Origin of the sequence: Comamonas suwonensis (genome assembly GCF_012844455.2) — a bacterium.
GTDB classification, from domain to species: domain Bacteria; phylum Pseudomonadota; class Gammaproteobacteria; order Burkholderiales; family Burkholderiaceae_C; genus Comamonas; species Comamonas suwonensis.
In genome coordinates this window covers 88158-110406 of sequence record NZ_JABBCQ020000008.1, presented here as the reverse complement: position 1 = coordinate 110406, position 22249 = coordinate 88158, and the positions used below count along the sequence as shown (strand labels likewise).

At 60.6% G+C, this 22249-nt stretch carries 14 protein-coding genes; 5 read left to right on the top strand and 9 right to left on the bottom strand.

All coding sequences use genetic code 11. The features are described from left to right. Positions 1-11: 11 nt before the first annotated feature. Positions 12-782: a transcriptional regulator LldR gene (gene lldR, locus HF327_RS10825; RefSeq protein ID WP_169108237.1), complete on the top strand. Its 771-nt coding sequence runs from the start codon at positions 12-14 to the stop codon at positions 780-782. After that, on the top strand, positions 779-1912 hold the full coding sequence (lldD, locus tag HF327_RS10820) for an FMN-dependent L-lactate dehydrogenase LldD (protein ID WP_169108236.1): 1134 nt from the start codon (positions 779-781) through the stop codon (positions 1910-1912). The genes lldR and lldD overlap by 4 nt, the downstream gene beginning before the upstream one ends. Positions 1913-1975: 63 nt before the next feature. On the opposite strand, the gene pbpC is transcribed toward lldD, so the two are convergent. The 8 genes from pbpC to argH all read right to left on the bottom strand — a co-directional run bounded on the left by pbpC (position 1976) and on the right by argH (position 17887). Further along, positions 1976-4402: a penicillin-binding protein 1C gene (pbpC, locus tag HF327_RS10815; protein ID WP_169108235.1), complete on the bottom strand. Its 2427-nt coding sequence runs from the start codon at positions 4400-4402 to the stop codon at positions 1976-1978. Between the two features lie 123 nt (positions 4403-4525). Beyond that, positions 4526-5086: an HdeD family acid-resistance protein gene (locus HF327_RS10810; protein ID WP_169108234.1), complete on the bottom strand. Its 561-nt coding sequence runs from the start codon at positions 5084-5086 to the stop codon at positions 4526-4528. Between the two features lie 83 nt (positions 5087-5169). Then, complete coding sequence (locus tag HF327_RS10805) at positions 5170-6051, bottom strand: endonuclease/exonuclease/phosphatase family protein (protein WP_169108233.1); 882 nt, start codon at positions 6049-6051, stop codon at positions 5170-5172. Positions 6052-6130: 79 nt separating this feature from the next. Further along, the gene (locus HF327_RS10800; RefSeq protein ID WP_169108232.1) at positions 6131-6526 is read right to left on the bottom strand and encodes a VOC family protein; all 396 of its coding nucleotides are present in this window, start codon (positions 6524-6526) and stop codon (positions 6131-6133) included. Between the two features lie 110 nt (positions 6527-6636). Then, complete coding sequence (locus HF327_RS10795) at positions 6637-8682, bottom strand: BCCT family transporter (RefSeq protein ID WP_236024149.1); 2046 nt, start codon at positions 8680-8682, stop codon at positions 6637-6639. 493 nt (positions 8683-9175) lie between these two features. Beyond that, positions 9176-15190 (bottom strand): alpha-2-macroglobulin family protein, encoded by a 6015-nt coding sequence (locus HF327_RS10790; protein ID WP_169108230.1) that lies wholly within the window; start codon positions 15188-15190, stop codon positions 9176-9178. A gap of 151 nt (positions 15191-15341) precedes the next feature. Further along, a complete protein-coding gene (locus tag HF327_RS10785; protein WP_169108229.1) occupies positions 15342-16322 on the bottom strand; it encodes a Bug family tripartite tricarboxylate transporter substrate binding protein in 981 nt (326 codons plus the stop codon). A 98-nt stretch (positions 16323-16420) separates the two neighbouring features. After that, the gene (gene argH / locus HF327_RS10780; RefSeq protein WP_169108228.1) at positions 16421-17887 is read right to left on the bottom strand and encodes an argininosuccinate lyase; all 1467 of its coding nucleotides are present in this window, start codon (positions 17885-17887) and stop codon (positions 16421-16423) included. 339 nt (positions 17888-18226) lie between these two features. On the opposite strand from argH, the gene HF327_RS10775 reads away from it, so the two are divergent. The 3 genes from HF327_RS10775 (at position 18227) to HF327_RS10765 (ending at position 21097) form a co-directional block, all read left to right on the top strand. Beyond that, positions 18227-19183, top strand: a complete 957-nt coding sequence (locus tag HF327_RS10775; protein ID WP_169108227.1) for a DMT family transporter — start codon at positions 18227-18229, stop codon at positions 19181-19183. Positions 19184-19312: 129 nt separating this feature from the next. Beyond that, positions 19313-20341, top strand: coding sequence for a sensor histidine kinase (locus tag HF327_RS10770; RefSeq protein ID WP_169108226.1), 1029 nt, complete (start codon positions 19313-19315; stop codon positions 20339-20341). Between the two features lie 18 nt (positions 20342-20359). Continuing rightward, entirely contained in the window at positions 20360-21097 is a 738-nt protein-coding gene (locus tag HF327_RS10765) for a LytR/AlgR family response regulator transcription factor (protein WP_169108225.1), read from the top strand. 68 nt (positions 21098-21165) lie between these two features. On the opposite strand, the gene HF327_RS10760 is transcribed toward HF327_RS10765, so the two are convergent. Beyond that, positions 21166-22077 (bottom strand): ZIP family metal transporter, encoded by a 912-nt coding sequence (locus tag HF327_RS10760; protein ID WP_169108224.1) that lies wholly within the window; start codon positions 22075-22077, stop codon positions 21166-21168. Between the last annotated feature and the right edge of the window lie 172 nt (positions 22078-22249).

The window sequence follows — 22249 nt, the reverse complement described above, 5'->3', positions numbered from 1 at the left end:
CGGTAGATTCCATGCCCGCCCCACGCCTGTCCGACCGCGTTGCCCAGCAATTGCAGGAGCTGATCCAGAGCACCCATCTCCAAAGCGGCGACAAGCTGCCCACCGAGCGGGCACTGGCCGAACAGCTGGGCGTGTCGCGCACGGCTTTGCGTGAGGCCATTCAAAAGCTCTCCAGCCGGGGCCTGCTCGAGAGCCGTGTCGGTGCCGGCACCTTTGTCTGCGCGCGCGTGCCGCTATGGCATCAGCAGGCTGTCGCACCGCTGGAGCCGCTGCTGCTCGACGATCCGCAGTACCGCTACGATGTGCTTGAAGCCCGCCAGGCGCTGGAACTCAGCACCGCCTGGTATGCGGCACAGCGCGCTACGGCCAAGGACAGGGATCGCATCCGCCACTGCTTTGACGACATGTTGCTCCACCAGCAGGCGCGCGATGCGGCAAGCGCAGCCCGCTCGGATGCCCAGTTCCATCTGGCCATTGCCGAAGCCTCGCACAACGCCGTTCTCGTGCAGCTGATGGGCAGTCTCTTCGAGCTGGTGCTGGGCACCGTGGCCCAGAACCGCCGCCTGATGTTCGTCCACGACGATCCATCGACGCTGGAGCACCTGACCGCCCAGCACCAGAACCTGATGCAAGCCATTCTCGACGGCGAGCCCGAGCAGGCCAGAAGCGCCATCGGTCAGCATCTGGGCTATGTGCACGACAAGCTTTTCGAGTCCGATGCGGACGCCGCCCGGCGCAAGCGACTGGACAGACTCTCATCCAGCACAGGCTTTTTCTCATGATCATCTCCTCCACCACTGACTACCGTGCGGCCGCACAAAAGCGCCTGCCGCCCTTTCTGTTCCACTACATCGACGGCGGTGCCTACGCCGAAAAAACGCTGGCCCGAAACGTCGATGATCTGACCGACGTGGCCCTGCGCCAGCGCGTGCTCAAAGACATGAGCCAGCTCGACACCAGCATCGAGCTGTTCGGCGAAAAACTCTCTCTTCCCGTGGCGCTCTCGCCCGTGGGCCTGACCGGCATGTACGCACGCCGCGGCGAAGTGCAGGCCGCCATGGCGGCCGACCAAAAAGGCATTCCCTTTACCCTGTCCACCGTCTCGGTCTGCCCCATCGAGGAAGTCGCGCCCAGGCTCAGCCGCCCGATGTGGTTCCAGCTTTATGTGCTCAAGGACCGGGGCTTCATGAAGAATGCGCTGGAGCGCGCTCAGGCCGCCGGCGTCTCCACCCTGGTGTTCACCGTGGACATGCCGGTACCCGGCGCACGCTACCGCGATGCGCATTCGGGCATGAGCGGCCCTAACGCAGCCATGCGCCGCTATCTGCAGGCCGTGACGCATCCGCACTGGGCCATGGACGTGGGCCTGATGGGCCGCCCCCACACGCTGGGCAATATCTCGACCTACCTGGGCAAAAACGTCAGCCTCGAAGACTATATGGGCTACCTGGGAGCCAACTTCGACCCCTCGATTTCCTGGTCGGACCTGGAGTGGATCCGTGACTTCTGGAAGGGTCCCATGGTCATCAAGGGCATTCTCGACCCTGAAGACGCCAGGGATGCCGTGCGCTTTGGTGCCGACGGCATCATCGTCTCCAACCACGGCGGTCGCCAGCTAGACGGCGCGCTGTCGTCGGCGCGTGCACTGCCTGCCATTGCCGACGCCGTCAAAGGGCAGATCAAGATTCTGGCCGACTCGGGCATACGCAACGGCCTGGACATCGTACGCATGCTGGCCCTGGGTGCCGACTGCACCATGATTGGCCGCGCCTTCATCTATGCCTTGGCGGCCGAAGGCGGTGCGGGAGTGAGCAATTTGCTGAGCTTGCTCGAGAAGGAAATGCGCGTGGCCATGACGCTGACCAGCGTCAAGAATGTGTCGGAGATCACCGGCGACCTGCTGGTGCGCTGATCATCGCCTGAGTACTGCGCTCATGCTTGAAACCGCGGGTCTTGACCAGCGGTTTTTTCATGCCTATCTTTTTTTCTTGATGTCTTCGGGGCCTGCGACCAGCGCGCCAGCGCCGCGCACTTCGATATAGACACTGTCCAGCAGCTTGCCCGATGCATCGAGCAGCTCCAGTTGATGCCGCCCCGGCCATGGTAACCAACCCACCTGGCTGCCGCGCCCCAATTCTCGGCGCACTTCGCGCATCACAGGTTTGGTGTTGGAGGGCGATCCAGCCGGTGGTGCCGAGTATTGCCGTGTCACCAGCTGCCAGCGCAGGCTGTTGTCATGCCAGGCCTGCTCTGAAGCCATACCGGCCTGCCGCGCAACCAGTTGCACGCGCTGGCTGTCGGGTGGAATGTCTGGGTCCAGCGCCAGAATGGTTCCACTCGCCGGGCGCAAGATACTGGCGGCTTCTTTTATCGGCACGGGGTTTGTTGCAGACTTTGAGTCTTTTCGCCCTCTAGCCTTTGAATGATCAGCGCTAGCAGCTATGGAGTCCATAGCAAACAGCGACTGCTGCGTGCCAGTCACAAACCATTCGCTGCGGGTACTTTCAATTGGCATGTTGCCATTGCTGGCAAGGCCAAACGTCACTTGCTGATTCAGCACTCCGGCCGGTGCCTTGGGTGGCCTGCTGGGGGTGTTACGGTGCAAAAACCCCATCACCTCCGCCCAGATGGGTGCTGCACCGCTGGTGCCGCTGACGGAATGCATGGCCTCGCCTCCCGCATTGCCCACCCACACGCCCACCGTGTAGCGCTCAGACCAGCCCACGGCCCAGTTGTCGCGCATATCTTTGCTGGTGCCGGTTTTCACCGCCGACCAGAAGCGCGTGGCCAGCACACTATCGGTACCAAACGTGGGCGCGCGCGCCATGTTGTCGGAGAGGATGTCGCCCACGATGAAAGCGGCCTGGGCATCCAGCGCCTGCACGGGCTTGTCTTCCGACGAATCACTGGGTTTGCCACCGGCCTTGCGGCTGCCTGCAGGCACCGCCCAGTTCACCGGCTGATAAACGCCGCCATTGCCCAACGCGCGGTAAGCGTTGGTCAGTTGCAGCAGCGGCACCTCGCTGCTGCCCAGCGCCAGACTGAAGCCGTAGTAGCCGCCGCTTTCGCGCAGCGGCAGGCCCAAATTTTTGAGCTGGGTAAAGAATGCATCGGGCGTGACCATCACCAGTGTGCGCACCGCAGGCACGTTAAGCGATGAAGCCAACGCCGTACGGGCCGACACCCAGCCCTTGAAGCGGCGGTCGTAATTCTGTGGAATGTAGAGGCCGTTTTGCGTATTGATCTGGGCCGAAGAATCTTCAATCAGCGATGCCGCCGTGATGCGCTTTTCAGCAATCGCCTGCGCATACAAAAAGGGTTTGAGCGTGGAGCCTGGCTGGCGCATGGCCGTCACGCCATCGACTTCCGCAGCCTGACTCATCGCACCCGATGAGCCCACCCAGGCGAGTATTTCTCCCGTGCGGTTGTCCAGCACCACCAGCGCACCATCTTCCACATTGCGGCCTTGCAGCTCACGCAGATGCTGCTGCAAGCTGCCAACGGCAAAACGCTGCAAAGGCGCACTCAGGGTAGAGCGTACTTGCGCCTGCCCTTTGTTTTGCGGCTGCGCCAGCCAGCGGCGTGCAAAGTGCGGCGCTACGCCTTCACTGGCCAGCCATTGGCGACGCTGCAGCACGCTGGCGGTATAGAGCTGCAGCGCAGAGCCTGTCTCAGCGCAATTGCGCGCCGCCACATCATCAGGAATCATGATCTGCAACACGCCACAGGCACGCTGAGCCACGCGCTCCACCGAGGCATTGGGCGCTCGCACCAGAGCCGCAGCAATTGCAGACTCACGCGCATCCAGCCCATGCGCGGCCTTGCCGTACAGGCTTTGCGACAGGGCATCGATGCCAACGATCTCGCCCCGGAAGGGCACCGTATTCAGATAGGCCTCCAGAATCTGATCCTTGCGCCAGCGTCTGTCCAGCACTTGCGCAGCCACCGCCTGCCCTACCTTCTGCACCACACTGCGCCCGCCCGGCCCCTGGCGCCAGTCGCCATCCAGCAAGCCGGCCAGCTGCATGGTGATCGTGCTGGCACCCCGGGTGCGCGTGTTCCACAAATTGCCCCAGGCCGCAGAGGTGACAGCCGCCCAGTCCACACCGCTGTGTTCATAAAAGCGTTTGTCTTCGCTCAGCACCAGCGCGGTCCGCAAAGCCGGAGACACATCGGCCAGCGGCACCCAGGGGCCGCGGCGCACCGTGCTGTCGGTACGCTGGCGCTGCAGCACCTCACCTTCCCGCGAGAGCAGCAGTGTCTCCGACGATCGATGCTCGCGGCGCACCTCCTCAAAACTGAGGACCGCATGGCTGGCCGCCGCAAGACCGAGCAAGCCCGCCATCACAGCCAAAGAACGCCAGGTCTCTCCCGGCTTCAGGGTCTTGAAATACCGCCACATGCCTTGTTCCATGTCTGTTGTGCACCGTTTGAATTCAGCAAGCATTGTCCCAAAGATGCAGCAGCAGCGACGGGATAAAAAAAGCGGCTCCGGGGAGCCGCTGATGGAACGCGTGTTTCGCTTTTAGATAGCGGTGACCTTTTTGATCTTGAAGGCCAGGATCACCATCAACACGCCAAAGATCACCGCATAGGTTGCCAGAACCCACAGCATGGCCATCAGACCAGCGCCGGGTTGGGCCAGCACAAAAATGCCAAACAGTACCGAGAGCAGACCGCCAAGCACCAATATCCATTCGCCGTCGATTTCCTTGCGCAGACGCAATGCCGCCACGATTTGCAGCACGCCGGTAATCAAAGCCCAGACGCCAATATAAATGGTCAGCACCAGCGCGGTGACTGCCGGATTGATGGCAGTGAGCACGCCCACAATCACGCCCGTCAATCCCCAGATCAGCACCAACCACCAGTGGCGTGACTGCTTGCGGCTCTTGATGGCGGTATAGATGCCCAGCAACCCATCAACAAACACATAGGCCCCGAACACCAGTACCAAGGCCGCTGCGGAAGCCACGGGCTGCATCCAGGTCAGCACACCAAAAATGATGGCCGCCGCACCACGCAACAAGAGCACCCACCAGCTGCGGTGCAACATGATGGACATGGATGGAATTTCTACAGGCATGAAAACTCCTCTCGTAAAGGGTTCAACAACATTGCAGCTTGCGCTGCAGCTCGTCTATTTCAAGCTCGACCATAACGGCTAGTTCAAGCCAGCGTCAACATCACAGGCTGGTGGTCGGACGACTGCGTAGAGCTATCCACCCGCCAAGCTTGCACATATTCACTTAGGCTCTCGCTGACCCAAATCAAGTCACAGGCTCCGGGTTCCGCTCCCCAGGTTCTGTCCAGCAGCCTGAAGGTGGGCGGCTGCGGCGCGTCACCATGCAGCACGCTCCAGCTGTTGAGCCACTGACCGGGCTGCAGACTGCCCTGCTCGCTGGCCGACCAAGGTGCCGACAAGGCCGCATATTCAGTCTCATGCGGCTCAAAGTTGAAATCCCCGCACAACACGGCATGGCGGGTATGTGGCTTGGTCTGATAAGGCGTGCCATCGCTGGCAGGCTGCGGCGGCGCATCGGCCAGCGCGCAAGCCTGTATCTGCAAATCACGCAAAGCCATGGCTTGTTCCATGCGCTGGCGTTTAGAGAAATATTCAAGATGAGTCGTCATGATGCGAACCGGCCCCAGCGCCGTATCCCTCACGGTTACCACCGAGCACATGCGCTGCATGCAGCGCATGTTGGCATCGGCAGGCATGGGCAGCGGGTAGTGCTGAACCTGCAGCACCGGTAGCCGCGTAGCAATCACATTGCCAAACCGCTGATGCCCCTGGGCAGTGAACTCATCAATGGGTGAGCCCAGAAAGACCTGCCAGCCGGGTAGCAGCGCCTGCAGTTCGCTCAACTGGTCGCCGGGCCTGCCCTGAAGACCGGGATAATTGACGGCAATCTCCTGCAGGCACAGCACATCGAGACCACCAGCATCGCCTTGCTCACCCATCTGCAACGCGTGTTGCACGATACGCGCCACACTGACCTTCCCATCCATGCCACAGCACCATTGCGTGTTCCAGGTCAGTATGTTCATCTCTTCGCTTTCTTATGCATTAAAAATGGCTGAGTCGCTTATTTTTAAAGCGCTAGAAGCTATTATTTTTACGCACTGGCTATTGATCTGCGGACAGCTTCTCGCGCAGCTGGAACACATTGCCTTCGCAATCCATGGCGTTACAGGCAGCAAAACCGGGGCCTTGCCAGCGCTCGTCAAACACCTGCCCGCCAAGCTCCTCTGCCGCTATTGCGGCCTCGGCAATCGCAGGCACGGTGATGAAGAACTTAAGGGCCACATCGGCTCGGCGCTGCGGTGGTGTGTCGATGTGAACCTGCGTTGCAATCTCGGCAGGTATGGCGTGAATCACCAACTGCAGCGCGGCGGACTCGAGCACGATGATGTGCTCATCTGCATGCAAGCGCTGCATGTGCAGAACCTGCTCATAGAAGCGAGCCAGACGATGAAAATCCTTGGCATAAATCAGCACACCAGCAGCAGCGGGACCGGCCATCTTCAACTCCTTGAACAAAGCACTGACTATAGACCCGCCCTTTGGCGCACGCGTGAATGAGGCGCTGCACTGAAGCGGCAAACACCTCTCTTTTCACGCGTTGCGCCTGCTCAGCTATGCCCAGGCGCGCGATTGAGCAGCTGTGTGCGCTGATCTGCACTGAGCGACAGATAGCGTTCGTAGTGACGCAGTATGTCGGCAATGATCTCTTCGGATCGCAGGTACTGAATGTCGTAGCCCTGGCGACCATCCTCGAAGAAGGTCATGGGCTCGTAGACATGGCGACGCGTGCTTTCGCTGGCCGCATCCCGCACCATGAAGGTAGGCACGGAACGACGTGTGCTGCGCACGCCATAGACAAAATCACGCAGCGCCGGATTGGGAATCGTCAGGCGCAATTCCCCGTCGGCCACAGACTCCTCGCTGACAACGGCCTGCACGCCCCGCTTTTGCATTTCGACCGCCACCTCTCGCATGGCGGGAAGTACCACGCTCGCAAGAAATTTGCGCACATCCGCACTCGATGGCTGATGCACGATCTGCTCCAGACGTTTGCGCCAGTGCAGGCCGCTCCAGAAACTGGTGGCCGGTGCCAAATCCTGCGTGAAATGCGCACGGTCAGCCAGCAGCCCCTTCCATAACCCATAGCACAGCGCCAGCATGATCATGGTCACAGGCACGGCCGCTACCAAGGTCATCGCTTGCAAGGCCTTGAGGCCTCCCGCCAGCAGCAGCACCAGAGCCGTCAAACCGAGCACCACGGCCCAGAACAGGCGCTGCCAGACCGGCGAGTGCGGGTGACCGCGCGAGGCGATGGTGTCCACCACAAAGGCGCCCGAGTCCGCCGAGGTGACGAAGAACACGGCGATCAGCAAGATGGCAAGCCAGGCCACCACCTTGAACCAGGGCAGATACTCAAAGAAACGAAACAGCAAGGCATCGACATTGCCCACTGTCTGGCCCAGCGCTCCCTGTGCCACATGCGTATCAATCCAGATGGCGCTATTGCCGAAAGCTGTCATCCACACCAGATTAAAGGCCGTAGGCACCAGCAGCACGCCGATGACGAACTGGCGAATGGTGCGCCCGCGCGAGATACGCGCGATGAACATGCCCACAAAGGGGGACCAGGAAATCCACCAGGCCCAGTAAAGAATGGTCCAGCCGCCAAACCAGGCCGGGTCGTTTGCCGGTTCATAGGCAAAGGTGCGCAGCGACAGACGCACCAGATCAGAAAGGTAGTTGCCAATATTCTCACTGAGTGCCTGAAACAGGAACACCGTTGGGCCGGCGACGAGCACAAACCCAAGCAACAGAAAGGACAGCGACAAATTGAATTCACTCAGACGCCTCACGCCCTTGTCCAGCCCCGATACGGCCGAGATACCCGCCAGCACCACCACGATGACGATGACCCCGGCACGAAACCCCATCGTTGACGTGTCCCAGCCCGTCAATGTGTGCAAGCCCGCAGCCAGTTGCAGCGCGCCATAGCCTAAGGTTGTGGCGATCCCCGCGATCGTCCCTACCAGGGCAAAGGCATCGACACCATGACCTATCGGACCATTAATGCGCTCCTTGAGCAGTGGATACAGGCCTGAGCGCATGGTCAGTGGCAGGTTGTAGCGAAAACCAAAATAGGCCAGCACCAGCCCCATGGTTCCGTAGACAGCCCAGGCATGAAATCCCCAGTGAAAGAACGTTGACTGCAAGGCCTCACGCGCAGCAGCTGGCGTTCCTCCCGCAGCGGTAGGCGGTTTCAAATAATGCTGCAGCGGCTCACCAACGCCGAAATACATGAGACCGATACCCATGCCCGCAGCAAACAACATGGATGTCCAGGAGAGAAAACTGAACTCTGGCACGGCATCGTCAGGACCCAGTCGGATATCGCCAAAACGGCTGGCCGCCACTAGCACAAGAAACACCAGAAACAGCGTGACAGAGACTGTGTAGAACCAGTCCAGATGCCCTACCACCCATGCCTGGACACCAGAGAACAAAGCATCGGCACGCTGCGGCATGAGTCCGCAAAACAGGAGCAGAACACCCAGCGCCAATAGCGCAGGAACGACCACCGGCGCGGCGAAGGTAGTGCGCGGAACAGCCTCCTCACCAGCGCCCGCAGACGAAGGCGGAGAGGCAGCAGACGGCATGGAGGTTTCCGTCGCTTTATCACTGGCTTCAGGCATGGATTTCTCCCTTGGCAGGTGCTCCATGATCCAGGTGTCAGATGCCCACCGGCATAGCGGACAAAAGGTCTTGGCGCATTGGGTTGCAGAAGGTCACATTGTGTATGTGCACTACCATAACGAAATGCGTGGGACGGCGGCCAGAAATATCTGACGGCAACATTTTTTTGCGAAGCCGTCTGACTCTCAAGCTAGGACCGATGCGTGCAGGCTGTTCTGGATTCACCCCCTGTGTCGCATGCGTTGCTGGATCTTGGTCTACCCCACAGCAGGGGCATAAATTAAATAGCTCCAGTGCGTGCTCCAGGTCAGCAGATTCATTGCCTTGCTTCTTCTGTATCAAAAAGGCCTGTAGCGCTTATTCATTAATCGTTAGTAGCTCATATTTTTACAGCATCACATAAAAAGCCCCGGCCAGCTTGCGCCAACCGGGGCCTGTCGTCATGACTGCCTGTTTTTACTTGGGCATCACCACCTTGATCTTGGCATTGGGACTCTCGCCAAACATCTCGGGCGCATACAGCGCTTCGGCACGTGTGGGCGGCAGGGCAAATTCACCGGCGTTGTTCAGGCGCACGGTGTATTCGACCTTGGTTGTACCTGCAGGCAGGTACTGGTAGTAAGCGCGGTAGGCCTCGAAGCTTCGCTCTTCATAGGCCAGCCAGCCAGCGCCTTCCTTCTGCTCGCCCTTGGTCGCGATTTCCGAGTCACGGCCCAGGCCACCACCCAGAATAGTCGCACCCGTGGGCACAGGATCAGTAATCGCCACCCAGGTCATATCCGTCTTGGCCTGCACTTCCAGCGTCACGCGCAGCACATCGCCGCGTGAGTACTGGCCGCCACCAAACATGCCCTTGTCCGCCTGATCCACCGGCGTAATGGTCTTCTTGATGGTGTAGCCCGCGCTGAACGGGGCCTTGAGAGCCACGGCCGCCACGGACTGCACGGTCAGCCAGGGCTTGCCTGTGCCTTGCTGAGTCACGCTGAGCTGACCCTTTCCGGCCTTGGCCCAGGGCATGAACATGCTGTTGTTCAGCAAGCCACCTGCACGCACGGGCTCGCCAAAGACGCTGGTGGCATGGGCTGCGCCCTGTACATCTTCAGATGTCGCGCGCTTCACATCGGCCCAGTTCACCTTGGCTTCGTTGCCGTTCATGGTGGCGACTGTCGTACCAGCCACAGCCTCGGACTCAAACTTCTGCGAGAAACGGCGCAGCGCCAGCGCCCCCCAGAGGTTGGCCGTGGTCGTGCTCCAGGCTCCGGCCTGCTGACGGGCAATAAAGCCGCTGACCAGACGAGGCATGTCCTCTGCCCAGGCGGGATCATTGATCGTCACCAGCATCAGGCGTGCGAGGTTCACGTCGGGTCCCTGCATCAGCCACCACCAGCTGTCGTCCTGATCGGTCGAGAAGCCGGCACGTGTGCCGTTGAAAGTCAGGCGCGCACGCAAAATTTGCATGGCCTGTGCCAGGCGTTCATCCCGCTGAGGCGCATCGCTCATGCGCTGCAGCAGCATCACCCAGTCAATGACCGCATGCGTAGGCCACTGGTTGGGCGTGGCGTTGATGCTGTCAAGCATGCGCGGCGTGGCCTTGCCAGACTGCGCCAGCGCAGCAATGGCTGCCAGCTTGCGCATGTCCAGATCCTTGCGCGGGCTCCAGAAGTTGCGCTGAATACGACCTTCCACAAAGGCAATCAGGCCGTCTTCCATGTGCGCACGTTCAGCCGCCGGCAGCACAAAGCGCTTGTCAACGCCCTGCGCCAAGGCAGACAGATTGATCAGGTGCGCCGTCAGCGTATCGCTGCCGCGATTCACGCCCCCACCCATCGATGGGAAGTAGTTGGCCAGACCGTCGCTGTCCAGATAGTTGGGCAGCTGCGCCATGGTGCTAGCCCACAGCTCGGCGTTGTTCATGCCAACGGCCTTGCTGGTGGTCTGCTCCAGGCACGAGTAGGGATAGCGAGCCCACCAGTCACGCACGCCTGGCAGACCTTCGGTCAGCTTGGGCACCAGCGACATCTGCAGGCCACCACGGCCGGGCAACGCATCAGCGGGCGGGTTCACGGGCACGGTGTAGGTGCCGTTCACCTGCACCAGCGTGGCCTGCTGCACCGTCAATGGCACGGCGGGCACAATGCGCTGGCTGATTTTCAGGGCATCCTGCGCAGCGTCTGCACCACCGCTGGTGTCACGCGCGGCGATCTCCCAGATCAGGGCCTCGGCACGCGTGCCTGATAGCTGGGCCGGAGCCTTGACATTCCATGTCACTTCACGCGCTTCACCTGCGGGAATTTCCACGGTCTGTGGCTTGAGTTCCAGCATGGTGGCGCGCGGCGTCACTTCCACCTTCATGGCCTTGGCCGAGGTATTGCGCAGCGTGACCTGGGCAAGGAACTGGTCATCCTCGCGCACCAGAGGCGGCAGGCCGCTGATGATCTGCAGATCCTGCGTGGTACGAATTGCCGTCTGGCCGGTACCAAACAGGCTCACGCCCGCATCGGCTACGGCCACCACCTGGAAAGTGGTCAGCGCATCGTTGAGCGGCACATCGATCAAAGCCATACCGTTGTCATCGAGCACCACATTGGGAGCCCACAGCAACAAGGTGTTCAGCAGCTCGCGCGTGGGGCTGCGGCCACCGCCACCGCCCGCAGGCACGGCCTTCTTGCCATAGTGTCGTCGGCCAATCACCTCCATCTGCGCGGTAGATGTCTGCACACCCCATTCGCGGCGCGTCAGCATGGCGTCCAGCAGGTTCCAGCTGGTGTTGGGCATCAGCTCCAGCAGGGCCTGATCCACAGCGGCCAGCGCCACATGGGCACCTGCCGCCGGCTTGCCGTCAGGCAGCGTGGCCTTGATAGTGACCTTGGCCGTGCCACGCACCTTGTAGCTGGACTTGTCCGAAGTCACCTTCACATCCAGCGTGTGGTTCTTCAGACCCACGCGAATTTCAGACATGCCGAAACGGAAGGCGGGCTTGGAGAGGTCAACCATCGACGTAGGTGCAATGAACTCCTTGCCATCGTTCCAGAACGCACGCCACCACTCCACCGGCGACTTGAAGCCCCAGGTGAAGAAACTGTACCAAGGCACTTCCATCAGGCGACCACGCAGCGCCAGCACGCTGACATAAACATTGGGCCCCCAATTCTCTTCAATCTTGACGTCTACCGTCGGGTTGTCACCCGTCAGCTCAACGACCTGCGTGCTCACCACACCTTCGCGCTCCACTGCCACCAACGCGGTTGCGCGGCGGAAGGGCATGCGCACTTGAAAGCGTGCAGTCTCGCCGGGCTCATAGCTCTTGCGCTCGGACAGCACATCCATGCGGTCATGGTCTTCGCCACCGAACCAGATTTCACCCTTGCCCGTCACCCAGACCGATGCAGCGGCCTGACTGCTGCGGCCTTCTTTGTCAGAGGCCTTGACGATCAGCTCCACCTCACCGGGCTGAGACAGCTGCGCCTCGCACTGCAACAGGCCGTGGCTGTCGCTGGTGCCAGAGCAAATAGTGCCCAAAGGTTTGAGCGTGGTCTGGTTGTCATAACTGTAAAAGCCGCCGACCAGTCGTTTGCGGCTGGAAGTAGTAATGCGCGCAACAGCTTCGACCTTCACAGGCACACCAGCTTGCGGCTTGCCTGCCGTATCCAGTGTCAGCGCCTGAAAGCTGAGCTTGCGATCCACCGAAATCCAGTTTTCGGAACGCACGCCTGCCACCACGGCCGCAGGCCAGATGGTACGAGTGCCGCGCAGCGTCTGCACCTCGCCATTGGGGTCGGCATAAGTCGCTTCCATCAGCAGCTCGCGCGGCTCGGTGGACTTGGGCAGCTTGTCGATGGTGACCTTGCCCAGACCATTCTTGTCCAACGTCACGGGCAGCTTGTCTGCAACCACCTTGGTGTCATCGCTGGCAGTGCTCTCCTCATCATCACTGCTGCCCACATCCTGCGCGCTGCGCGGCGGATTGAAGCTGAAGCCATCCCAGCCAGAAAAGTCTGGCGACTTGGAGCGCAGCAGCGCCGACACCTTGACGGGCAGGTTAGAAGCCGCGCCACCGGAGACATAGTTGATCTGCACTTCAGCAGGAACGCTGCTCGCGCCATACAGCGCATCTTTGCTGGCCGGGCCCACGCGGCCCTCCATCACAGGCAGGCGAAACTCCTCAACGCGGAAAATACCGGTGCTGAAGCTAGAGCGGCGACCGCTGTTGTTGCCATTCTCATAGCCGAGTTCAACCGAATACTCACCCAGCTTCGCCGCCTTGGAGATAGGGAACTCGCTGATCGCGCTGCCATTGGCAGACCAGCTCAAAGCCTGCGTAAAGCGCTGGCCGCTGCCCAGATGGGTAATGGTCAGGCGGTCGGGCTTTTCTGGGGTCTGATCAAAGCCCTTGGAGTTCTTGCCGGCGCCGGTCAATGCACGCAGGTAATGCTTCATGGACACGGTTTCGCCCGCACGGAACAGCATGCGGTCAAACACCGTATGCGCCACTTCGTCGCGCTTGCTGCTGGAGCTGGTCGGCACATTGAAGCGCCAGGACTCAATGCCCTTGTTCCAGTTGCTCCAGACAAAAGCCAGTTCCTCGCCCGCATCGGTCTTGGCGCGGGCACTCACAAAATAAGAAGCACTGCGGTAGTCACCATCATTGCGGCAGTCGGGCGGACTGGGGTTCAGACCGTTGAAGGTCACCACGCCCTGTTCATTGCTCACAGCCGAGGCAATGGCCTGACCACTGCAGTCCGAAACCTGAACCGTGGCACCAGACACGGCCTTGCCCTTGTCCAGCGTCGTCACCCAGGCCACGGAATTTTCACGGCCCAGCTTGAAGTGCACAGCCAGATTGGTCACCAGTACCGAAGTACGTACATACATGGTGCGACCCGCACCATAACCCTCGTCGAGCAGCGACTGCCCCAGCATGGGCGAGGCGATCTCGACGACCTGGAAGCCGGGATTCAGCGGAATGCCCACCACTTCAAACGGACGCGGGTCATTCTTGGCCGCCTTGGGCAACTCCAGCGTCTGCGTCTGGCTTTGCCCGTCCAGCAGCGACAGCATGCGTGTCTGCACCCAGTTCTTTTCGTCATTGATGACCGGAGGCAAAACCTTCACATCGCGGGCAGCGCGCTTACGCTCCACGCTATAGTTGTCATAGCGTTCGACCTTCTTGAGCCAGGCGATGATGTCCGCATCAGAGCCCCCCTTTTTGGTGCGCACCACGCTGGCATCCAGCGACTTGCCAGTCAACTGCGGCTCCACATTGCGCAGCGTCACGGGCAGCAGCGCCGGGCCATTGGGACCTTCGGCAAAGCGCTCCACAATGCCGAAGGGCGAAGCGGCAAACTTCACCAGCGGCGGCATATTGCCCGTGGCCGTGGCCAACGGGAACATGTTGGCGTTGCTCAGCGTGCGACCCGCAGCGTCTTTGAACTGCGGGGGCAGCTCCACCACATACTTGGTGCTGGCCGTCATGGTGGCCGGGAAGGTCACGCTGTCCACCAGTGAGTCTTCGGCCAGCTTGTCGCCATTTTGCTCAATGATGGGAGCGACCGCCGAGGCACCACTCTTCAGGCGAATGCCCTCAATCAGCTTGCGCGGCACAGGCGCACTGAAGGACAGGCGCATGGGGCGAATGGGCAGGCAGGCGGCATTGGCGTTTTCACGCTCGCAGCTGAAATCGGCCGTGAACGGCTGGCGCACCTGATACTGATAACGCTGCTCATCCTTGCTGGCCAGGCCATTGGTCATGACCACACCCTTGCCATAGACCAGGGTCATCTTGCTACCCGAAGTCAGGCGGCGATTACAGGCCAGCACGGCATAGTTCTGCGGGTGCTTGGCAGCATCCTTGTCCCAGTGCCGCTGCTTGAGAACGGCATCGCGATCCTTGCCGTCAATCAGTTGCACAGGAATGCGCTCGCCCACGCCTTCAGACGTACACCAGACACGCTGCTTGAGGCTGTCTGCCGTGGCAGCGCCCGTCAGGCGCAGTGCAAAGTACTGCTGCTCATCCACCTCTTCATAGGTATCCGGCGCGATATCAGCAACCTGCGGGCCACCTGTCTGAAATTGATAGCTGGCAGCGCCCGTCAGCGCTTTGCCATCGACAGCCTTGAACTGAGGGTTGAGCGTAGCCGTGCAGCGCACGCCAGCGGGCAGATTCTGGGTCAAGTCAAACACCCATTCCTTTTCGCTGTTCCAACGGCCTTGCCCCTTGGCCGCCTGAGCATCACTGCACTGCAAGTTGACGGGAGCGGCGGCCTTGGGGTCGCCAAAGCGTACGGCCGCTGCATCAAACTGCACGACCACCTGCCCCACCTTACTCACATCACCCTGCGGACTGAACTGGCGCACACCGGCTGCATGTGCAACCACGGCGCTCAGGCCCCACAGCAAACTCGCATTCAGCAGCATGCGCCAGCGCGGTGCATGCCCCTCCGTTCCGCCCGTCTTTGCATACGGCTTGGTCATACAGTCATCCTTTTTAAAAGCAGGCCCAAGACCTGCTCTGGCTGTTTGAATCTGGAGTCTGGAATCCATCAAGGCAGCACGGCAAGTGCAGCAACAAAAAAGCCCTGCCTCACAAGTGAGCAGGGCTTTGAGCATGTACTGCAAGCGCAAATTACTGCGGCTGGAACCCACTGCGCTGAATGATACCGGTCCAAACGCGGGTATAGGCGGTCTCTCTGGCCGCCAGCTGTGCGGGATTCATATATCCCACTGTAAGACCCAAGGCCGTCAGTTGCGCGTAAACGTCACGCTGCTTAAGCACGTTGCCTACGGCGGCCGAAAAACGATCCACAAACGCCTGCGGCACACCCTTGGGCGCAAAGATGCCGTAGTAAGGCAGCTCTTCAAAACCCTTGATGCCCTGCTCCAGCAGCGTGGGCACATCGGGCATCGATGCCTGACGCTTGGCCCCCAGCACGCTGATCACGCGCAGCTTGCCGGCCTTGTGGTTCTCCATGAAGTCAGGCACCGATGCGATGCCTGCCGGAATCTGATTGCCCAGCATGTCTCCCAGCAGCGGGGCACTGCCGCGGTACGGAGCAGCCACCAGATCGAGCTTGTAGTGGTCCGTCAGAATTTTGACCAGGAACTCTGGCGTGGAGGCCGGAGCTGGTATACCAATCGTGCCGCGCTTGGGGTTGGCCTTGAGCCATGCCACGTACTCGGCCAAATTCTTGCCTGGCGTGTTGCTGGAAACCGCCAGCGCATTCACAAACGTGGCAATGCCTGCCACGGGAATAAAGTCCTGCTGCGGATCGAAGCCGGGCTTCTTCACAACCTGGGGCAGGATGGAAATGGTGTGGTCATGCGTGAGAAACAGCGTATGACCATCGGCAGGCGCGGCCTTGAGCAACTGCGCCGCAATCTGGCCGCCAGCGCCGGGGCGGTTGTCCACGACCACCGTCACACCGCCCAGTTCATCCTTGAGCTTTTCAGCCAGCAGACGTGCAATCGCATCCGATCCGCCACCGGGCGGAAAGCCCACCAGAATGCGAATGGGCTGCCCCGACGAAGCCCAGGCCACCGAACCCAGAGCCGATGCTGCAGCAGCCCCCACACCGGCCTTGAGCAGTTGACGACGAGATTGCGTCATGTGTTTTCTCCTTGTATTTTTTGAGCCTAACCAAAACAAAAGCGCCCGGCAAAGGGCGCTTTCAAGGCGTTATCGTTACGCCACAGTGCGGCGAGTCATCAAGCCAAACGAGCCTGATGCTTGGCCAGCTGGATACGCACCTGAGCCGGAGCCGTGCCGCCCAGCGTATTGCGGGCATTCAGCGAACCTTCAAGGCTCAACGCCTCGAACACATCGGCTTCGATGTTGGGGTTAAAGGCCTGCAGCTCTGCCAGCGGCAGCTCGGTCAGGTCCACGCCCTTCATGGTGGCCAGCTTCACGGCGTGGGCCACGGTTTCGTGGGCGTCACGGAAAGGCAAACCTTTCTTGACCAGATAGTCGGCCAGATCGGTGGCGGTGGCGTAGCCCTTCAAGGCGGCAGCGCGCATGTTCTCGGCATTGACGGTGATACCGCCTTCCTTGGTGCCGGTGGCAGGGTTGAGCTGACCGCCAATCATCTCGGCAAAGATGCGCAGCGTGTCCTTGAGCGTATCGACGGTGTCGAACAGCGGCTCCTTGTCTTCCTGGTTGTCCTTGTTGTAGGCCAAGGGCTGGCCCTTCATCAGGGTGATCAGGCCCATCAGGTGACCGACCACACGGCCGGTCTTGCCGCGTGCCAGCTCGGGCACATCGGGGTTCTTCTTCTGGGGCATGATGGACGAGCCGGTGGTGAAGCGGTCGGCAATCTTGATGAAGCCAAAGTTCTGGCTCATCCAGATGATCAGCTCTTCCGACAGACGGCTCACGTGCACCATGCACAGCGAGGCGGCGGCGGTGAATTCAATGGCGAAGTCCCGGTCAGACACGCCATCCAGCGAGTTTTGCGACACGCAGGCTTCGCCTTGGTCATTCACCATGCCCAATGTCTTGGCCACGCGTTCGCGGTCCAGCGGGTAGGTGGTGCCGGCCAGAGCGGCCGAGCCCAACGGCAGCACATTCACACGCTTGCGCACGTCCAGCATGCGCTCGGCGTCACGCTTGAACATCTCGACATAAGCCAGCATGTGGTGGCCAAAACTCACGGGCTGGGCCACTTGCAGGTGGGTGAAACCGGGCAGGATCACATCCACATTCTTGGCTGCCACTTCCACCAGCGACAGTTGCAGCTCTTTGAGCAGGCCTTCAATCAGGTCGATTTCGCCGCGCAGCCACAGGCGCACGTCGGTTGCGACCTGGTCGTTACGGCTGCGACCGGTATGCAAGCGCTTGCCCGCATCACCCACCAGCGCGGTCAGGCGCGCTTCGATGTTCAGGTGCACGTCTTCCAGATCCAGCTTCCATTCGAAGCTGCCAGCTTCGATTTCCGAAGTGATCTGCGCCATGCCCTTCTGGATCGAGGCAAAGTCGTCAGTGCCAATGATCTTCTGGGCCGAAAGCATTTCGGCATGGGCCAGAGAGCCCTGAATGTCGGCCTGCCACATGCGCTTATCAAAGAACACGCTGGAGGTGTAGCGCTTGACCAGGTCGCTCATGGGTTCAGAGAACAGGGCAGACCAGGCCTCGGCCTTGGTGTCGAGCTGGTTGTGCGAAGGAGCAGATGTAGACATGTAAGGACAGCAATCCCGTAAAACCACAGGCCGTCAATTCAGAAGATGAGTGCGGCAGCTGTGCAAAGCAGAAACAGGGATTTTATCGGCCTGACTCGCCCGCAGTGCCAGACAAGCCCAGAGCCATTGCCTTCAACTGCGACAAAGCAGCTTTCACCACGCAATTCCTCATATTTCAATAGCTTCAATCGCTTTATACATAAGCGTTACAAGGCAATTCAACCTAAATCCTGTGAATCTGGCTGCTGTGCTCTGGTTTTTGACTTGCGCAGAAAATCGCGCCGTCTTCGCTTTCTTTCTCACTGGCCGCAGCCTTCAAGGACTGTGCGCCGCCCCAGCATGCACTCCCGTTCCTCCCTGATTTCTGGCTTTGGCTTTGCGCTGGCCGCCTGCGCGCTCTGGGGCGCTATTTTTCTGGTTCCGGCCATGCTGCCGGAGTTCTCTCCGCTGCAGATCACCTTTGGCCGCTTCGTGCTGTATGGCGTGGTGGCCCTGTTTATTTTTTTGCCTCAGGCGGCTCAACTGCTGCCCAAGCTGAAAAAAGCCGACATCTGGCACCTGATCTGGCTGGCCCTGACCGGCAACGTGGTGTATTTCGCACTCGTCGCCACCTCGGTGCAGTGGATTGGCATGGCCGTCACATCGCTGATCGTGGGGCTGGTGCCTGTCACCGTGCCACTACTGGGCCGCAACACCAGCGGTGCGATTCCGCTGCGCCGCATGCTGGCACCCATAGCACTGATTCTGGCCGGCATTGTGCTCATCAACGCCCACGCATTGACTGCGGTGCCTGAGGGCAGCCAGAGCCGCTATCTGCTGGGCGTGCTGCTGGCAGTTCTGGCCGTGATCTGCTGGAGCCGCTATGCGCTGGACAACACCCGCTATCTGGCGCAAAGCCAGTTCAATGGCACGCAATGGTCCACGCTGTGGGGATTGGTGGTGGGCCTGATCAGCGCCCTGCTCTGGGCCTTGCTGTGGCTGATGTCGCCCGAGACCGATGCCCACGCCGATGTACCCACCATTGCACCCGCGCGCTGGCAGATGTTCTGGCTGCTGAATCTGGCTGTAGCCATCTTTTCGTCATGGCTGGGCAACTGGATGTGGAATGCCGCCAGCGAGCGCCTGCCCATCACCTTTGTCGGTCAGTTGCTGGTGTTTGAGACGCTATTTGCACTGGCCTACCACTACCTGTATGAGCAACGCCTGCCGCAGGCCAGCGAGCTGGCGCCTATAGCTCTGATTCTGGCTGGCGTGGTCTGGTCGCTCAAACGCTTCAAGGCCGTGAAAACCGCTTAACCAAGTACTGCGGCAGCGCAAGGGCTGATGCAACAAACCGACACATATCGGGCTGACAAGGGTCTGATTGCGCCTGCACGCAAGGCTATCGGCCAATAATCCAAGGCATCATCCCGCTTCAAACAGCCTGTGCCCATTTCCCCTGTCACCGCTCACCCCCTCTCGCCACGCAGCGCGCTGGTGTTTGATGCCTGCAATGCCGGCGTGGTGCTGCGTGCCGTGCTGTTTGTGCAAGTTGTGGTGGCCACCGTCGCTATTTACGGTGCGGATTCAATCTGGGAGTGGTTTTCCTCCGCCGCCCTGCTCACCGGTGCCTGCCTGCCCGGCACCCTGGTCTGGCTGATTACGGCCTGCAGCCTCAAGCACCAGTTGCAGCGGCTGGGCACACGCGGCCAATATCTGGCAGGGGTTCTGCTGGGCGCGCTTGCCGGGCTTTATGCCTGCGCAATGCTGGAGTTTGTCGGCATTGGAAAAGCCCCCTGGCTGGCCAGCGCAGTCACCGGCGGCCTGCTGGCCGCCTTGCTGGTGACAGCGCTGGTACTACGCGCTCGCGGCAACACGCCCGCGCAGACACAGGCCCGCCTGACCGAGCTGCAATCGCGCATACGCCCGCACTTTCTGTTCAACACCCTCAACAGCGCCATCGCTCTGGTGCGCGCCGAACCAGCCAAGGCCGAGGCGCTGCTGGAAGATTTGAGCGACCTGTTTCGCTACGCGCTGGCCGAGCCCAATCTCACCACCACGCTGGCGCAAGAGATTGAGCTGGCCCAGCGCTACCTGTCCATAGAGCAGGTGCGCTTTGGCGAGCGCCTGCAAATTCAGTGGCAACTGGACGAAAACGTGCACAGTGCACTGCTGCCACCGCTGCTGCTGCAACCCCTGGTTGAAAACGCCATTCGCCACGGCGTGGAGCCCAACCCGCGTGGCGGCAAGCTGCAGGTGCGCACGGAAAAGCGGGGCAACGAGGCCTTGATTCAAATCATCAACACCATACCGCCCACGCCGTCGGCCTCTTCGACCTCAGGCAACGGCATTGCGCTGGATAACGTCAGGGCCAGACTGTCGCTGCTGCACGATCTGCAAGGCAGCTTCAGCGCCCGCGCGCGCGACGGGCTGTATGTGGTGCGCCTGAGCGTGCCTTTGCCGCAGACCGCTTAAACCCGGGAGAATCGCGCCATGCACATTCTGATTGTTGATGACGAAGCTCTGGCCCGGGGAAGGCTACGTACTCTGCTGAGCGACTGCGCCCATGGCCCGCATCCGGTGCAAGAAGCAGCCGATGCCCAGCAAGCCCTGCGCCTTTTGCAAGCTGCACAGCCCACGCACGTGCAGCTGGTGCTGCTGGATATTCACATGCCCGGCCAGGACGGCCTGCAGTTTGCGCAGACGCTGAGCAGCATGCCCAACCCGCCCGCCATTGTGTTTGTGACGGCCCACGCCAACCACGCCGTGCAAGCCTTTGAGCTCGATGCCGTGGACTACCTGACCAAGCCTGTGCGACTGGAGCGCCTGCAGCAATCCCTGCAAAAAGCAGAGCGCGCGCTCAGCACCCGAAGCGTGGTGGAAAGCGGCCCCGTACTGCTGATTCAAGAGCGCGGCGGCACGCTGCGGCTGCCGCTGTCTGAAGTGCGCTACCTCAAGGCCGAGCAAAAATACATCACCGTGCGCACCGTGCAGCGCAACTACATTCTGGATGGCGCGCTGGCCGATCTCGAAACCCGCCACTGCGAGCAGTTTCTGCGCATTCACCGCAACGCACTGGTGCTGCGTGCCGCCCTGCGCGGGCTGGAAAAATATGACGACCCCGAGGAAGGCGAAGGCTGGGGCCTGCGCCTGCAAGGCATACCAGAACTGCTGCCCGTCTCGCGCCGCCAGCTGGCGCTCGTCAAGATCGAACTCAAAGACGGGGCTTGACCCGCTTCTCCCCCCAATAAAAAACCGGCCTCATCGAGCCGGTTTTTTATTGGGGGTGGGACGCGCTATCAATGCGTGTGTTTTTTCTCGGCATCGTGTGAATGCACGGCCTCTGGTACGCCTTCATGTGCATGGTCATGTTCGTGATCATGCGCATGATTGTGGGCCGCACCACTCATCACCGTCACCACCACAATGCCCACCAGCAGCCAGAAGACTTGCGCAGCCGTTTCTTTGGCACTCAACCGTTTTTGCAGCTGAGGAATCAAGTCAGCCAGGGCCACATAGATAAAGCTGCTCGATGCAATCGTCAGAAAGTACGGCAGCAAATCATGCAGCTGGCCGATAAGGAAGTAGCCCGCCACACCGCCCAGCGTGGTCACGGCCCCGGCCATGGACACTTTGATCAAGGCCACGCGGCGGTTGCTGCTGGACTGGCGCAGCACCACGATGTCACCCATGTGGTGAGGCACTTCGTGAGCCAGTACCGACAAAGCGGCAATCAGACCCAGACGAATATCCGCCATGAAGGCCGATGCAATCAGCACCCCATCGCCAAAGCAATGCACGCTGTCGCCCGTCAGAATGGCCCAGCCGCCCTTGGTATGCGCGTGACCATGAGACTCGTGGTGATCATGCGAATGATCGCCCTGCTCATGCGCATCCACATGTCCGTGGTCATGACCATGCGAATGCTCATGGCCGTGGTGCCACAACTCGGCCTTGGACAGCAGAAAGAAAAACACCAGCCCGACCAACAGCACCACAAACAGGTCGTGCGCCTTGCCGTGGCTTTCAAACGCTTCGGGCAACAAATGCATGAAGGCCGTAGCCAGCAATGCGCCCGCAGCAAGGCTGAGCAGGCGCTGAGGCATGACCCCGGGCGTGCGACCTCCTCCGAGGCTCATTAACAACGCGGCCACCCAGACACTGCCGATACCAGCAGCCAGGGTGGCCAGAATAATTGCTACCAATGTCATAGCTTTATGTGGCTTAACTGCAACCTTTACAGGCGAAACACGGGGATTTTCGCAGAATGTGACAGCCTGAGCGGCTCCATCTGACTATCCCCATACCGTCAGCCCCGGTTGCGCATCATGCATGGATCACGCCCCGGGACTTCTTTCACCTTAGCAAAGCTGTCAACCCCCC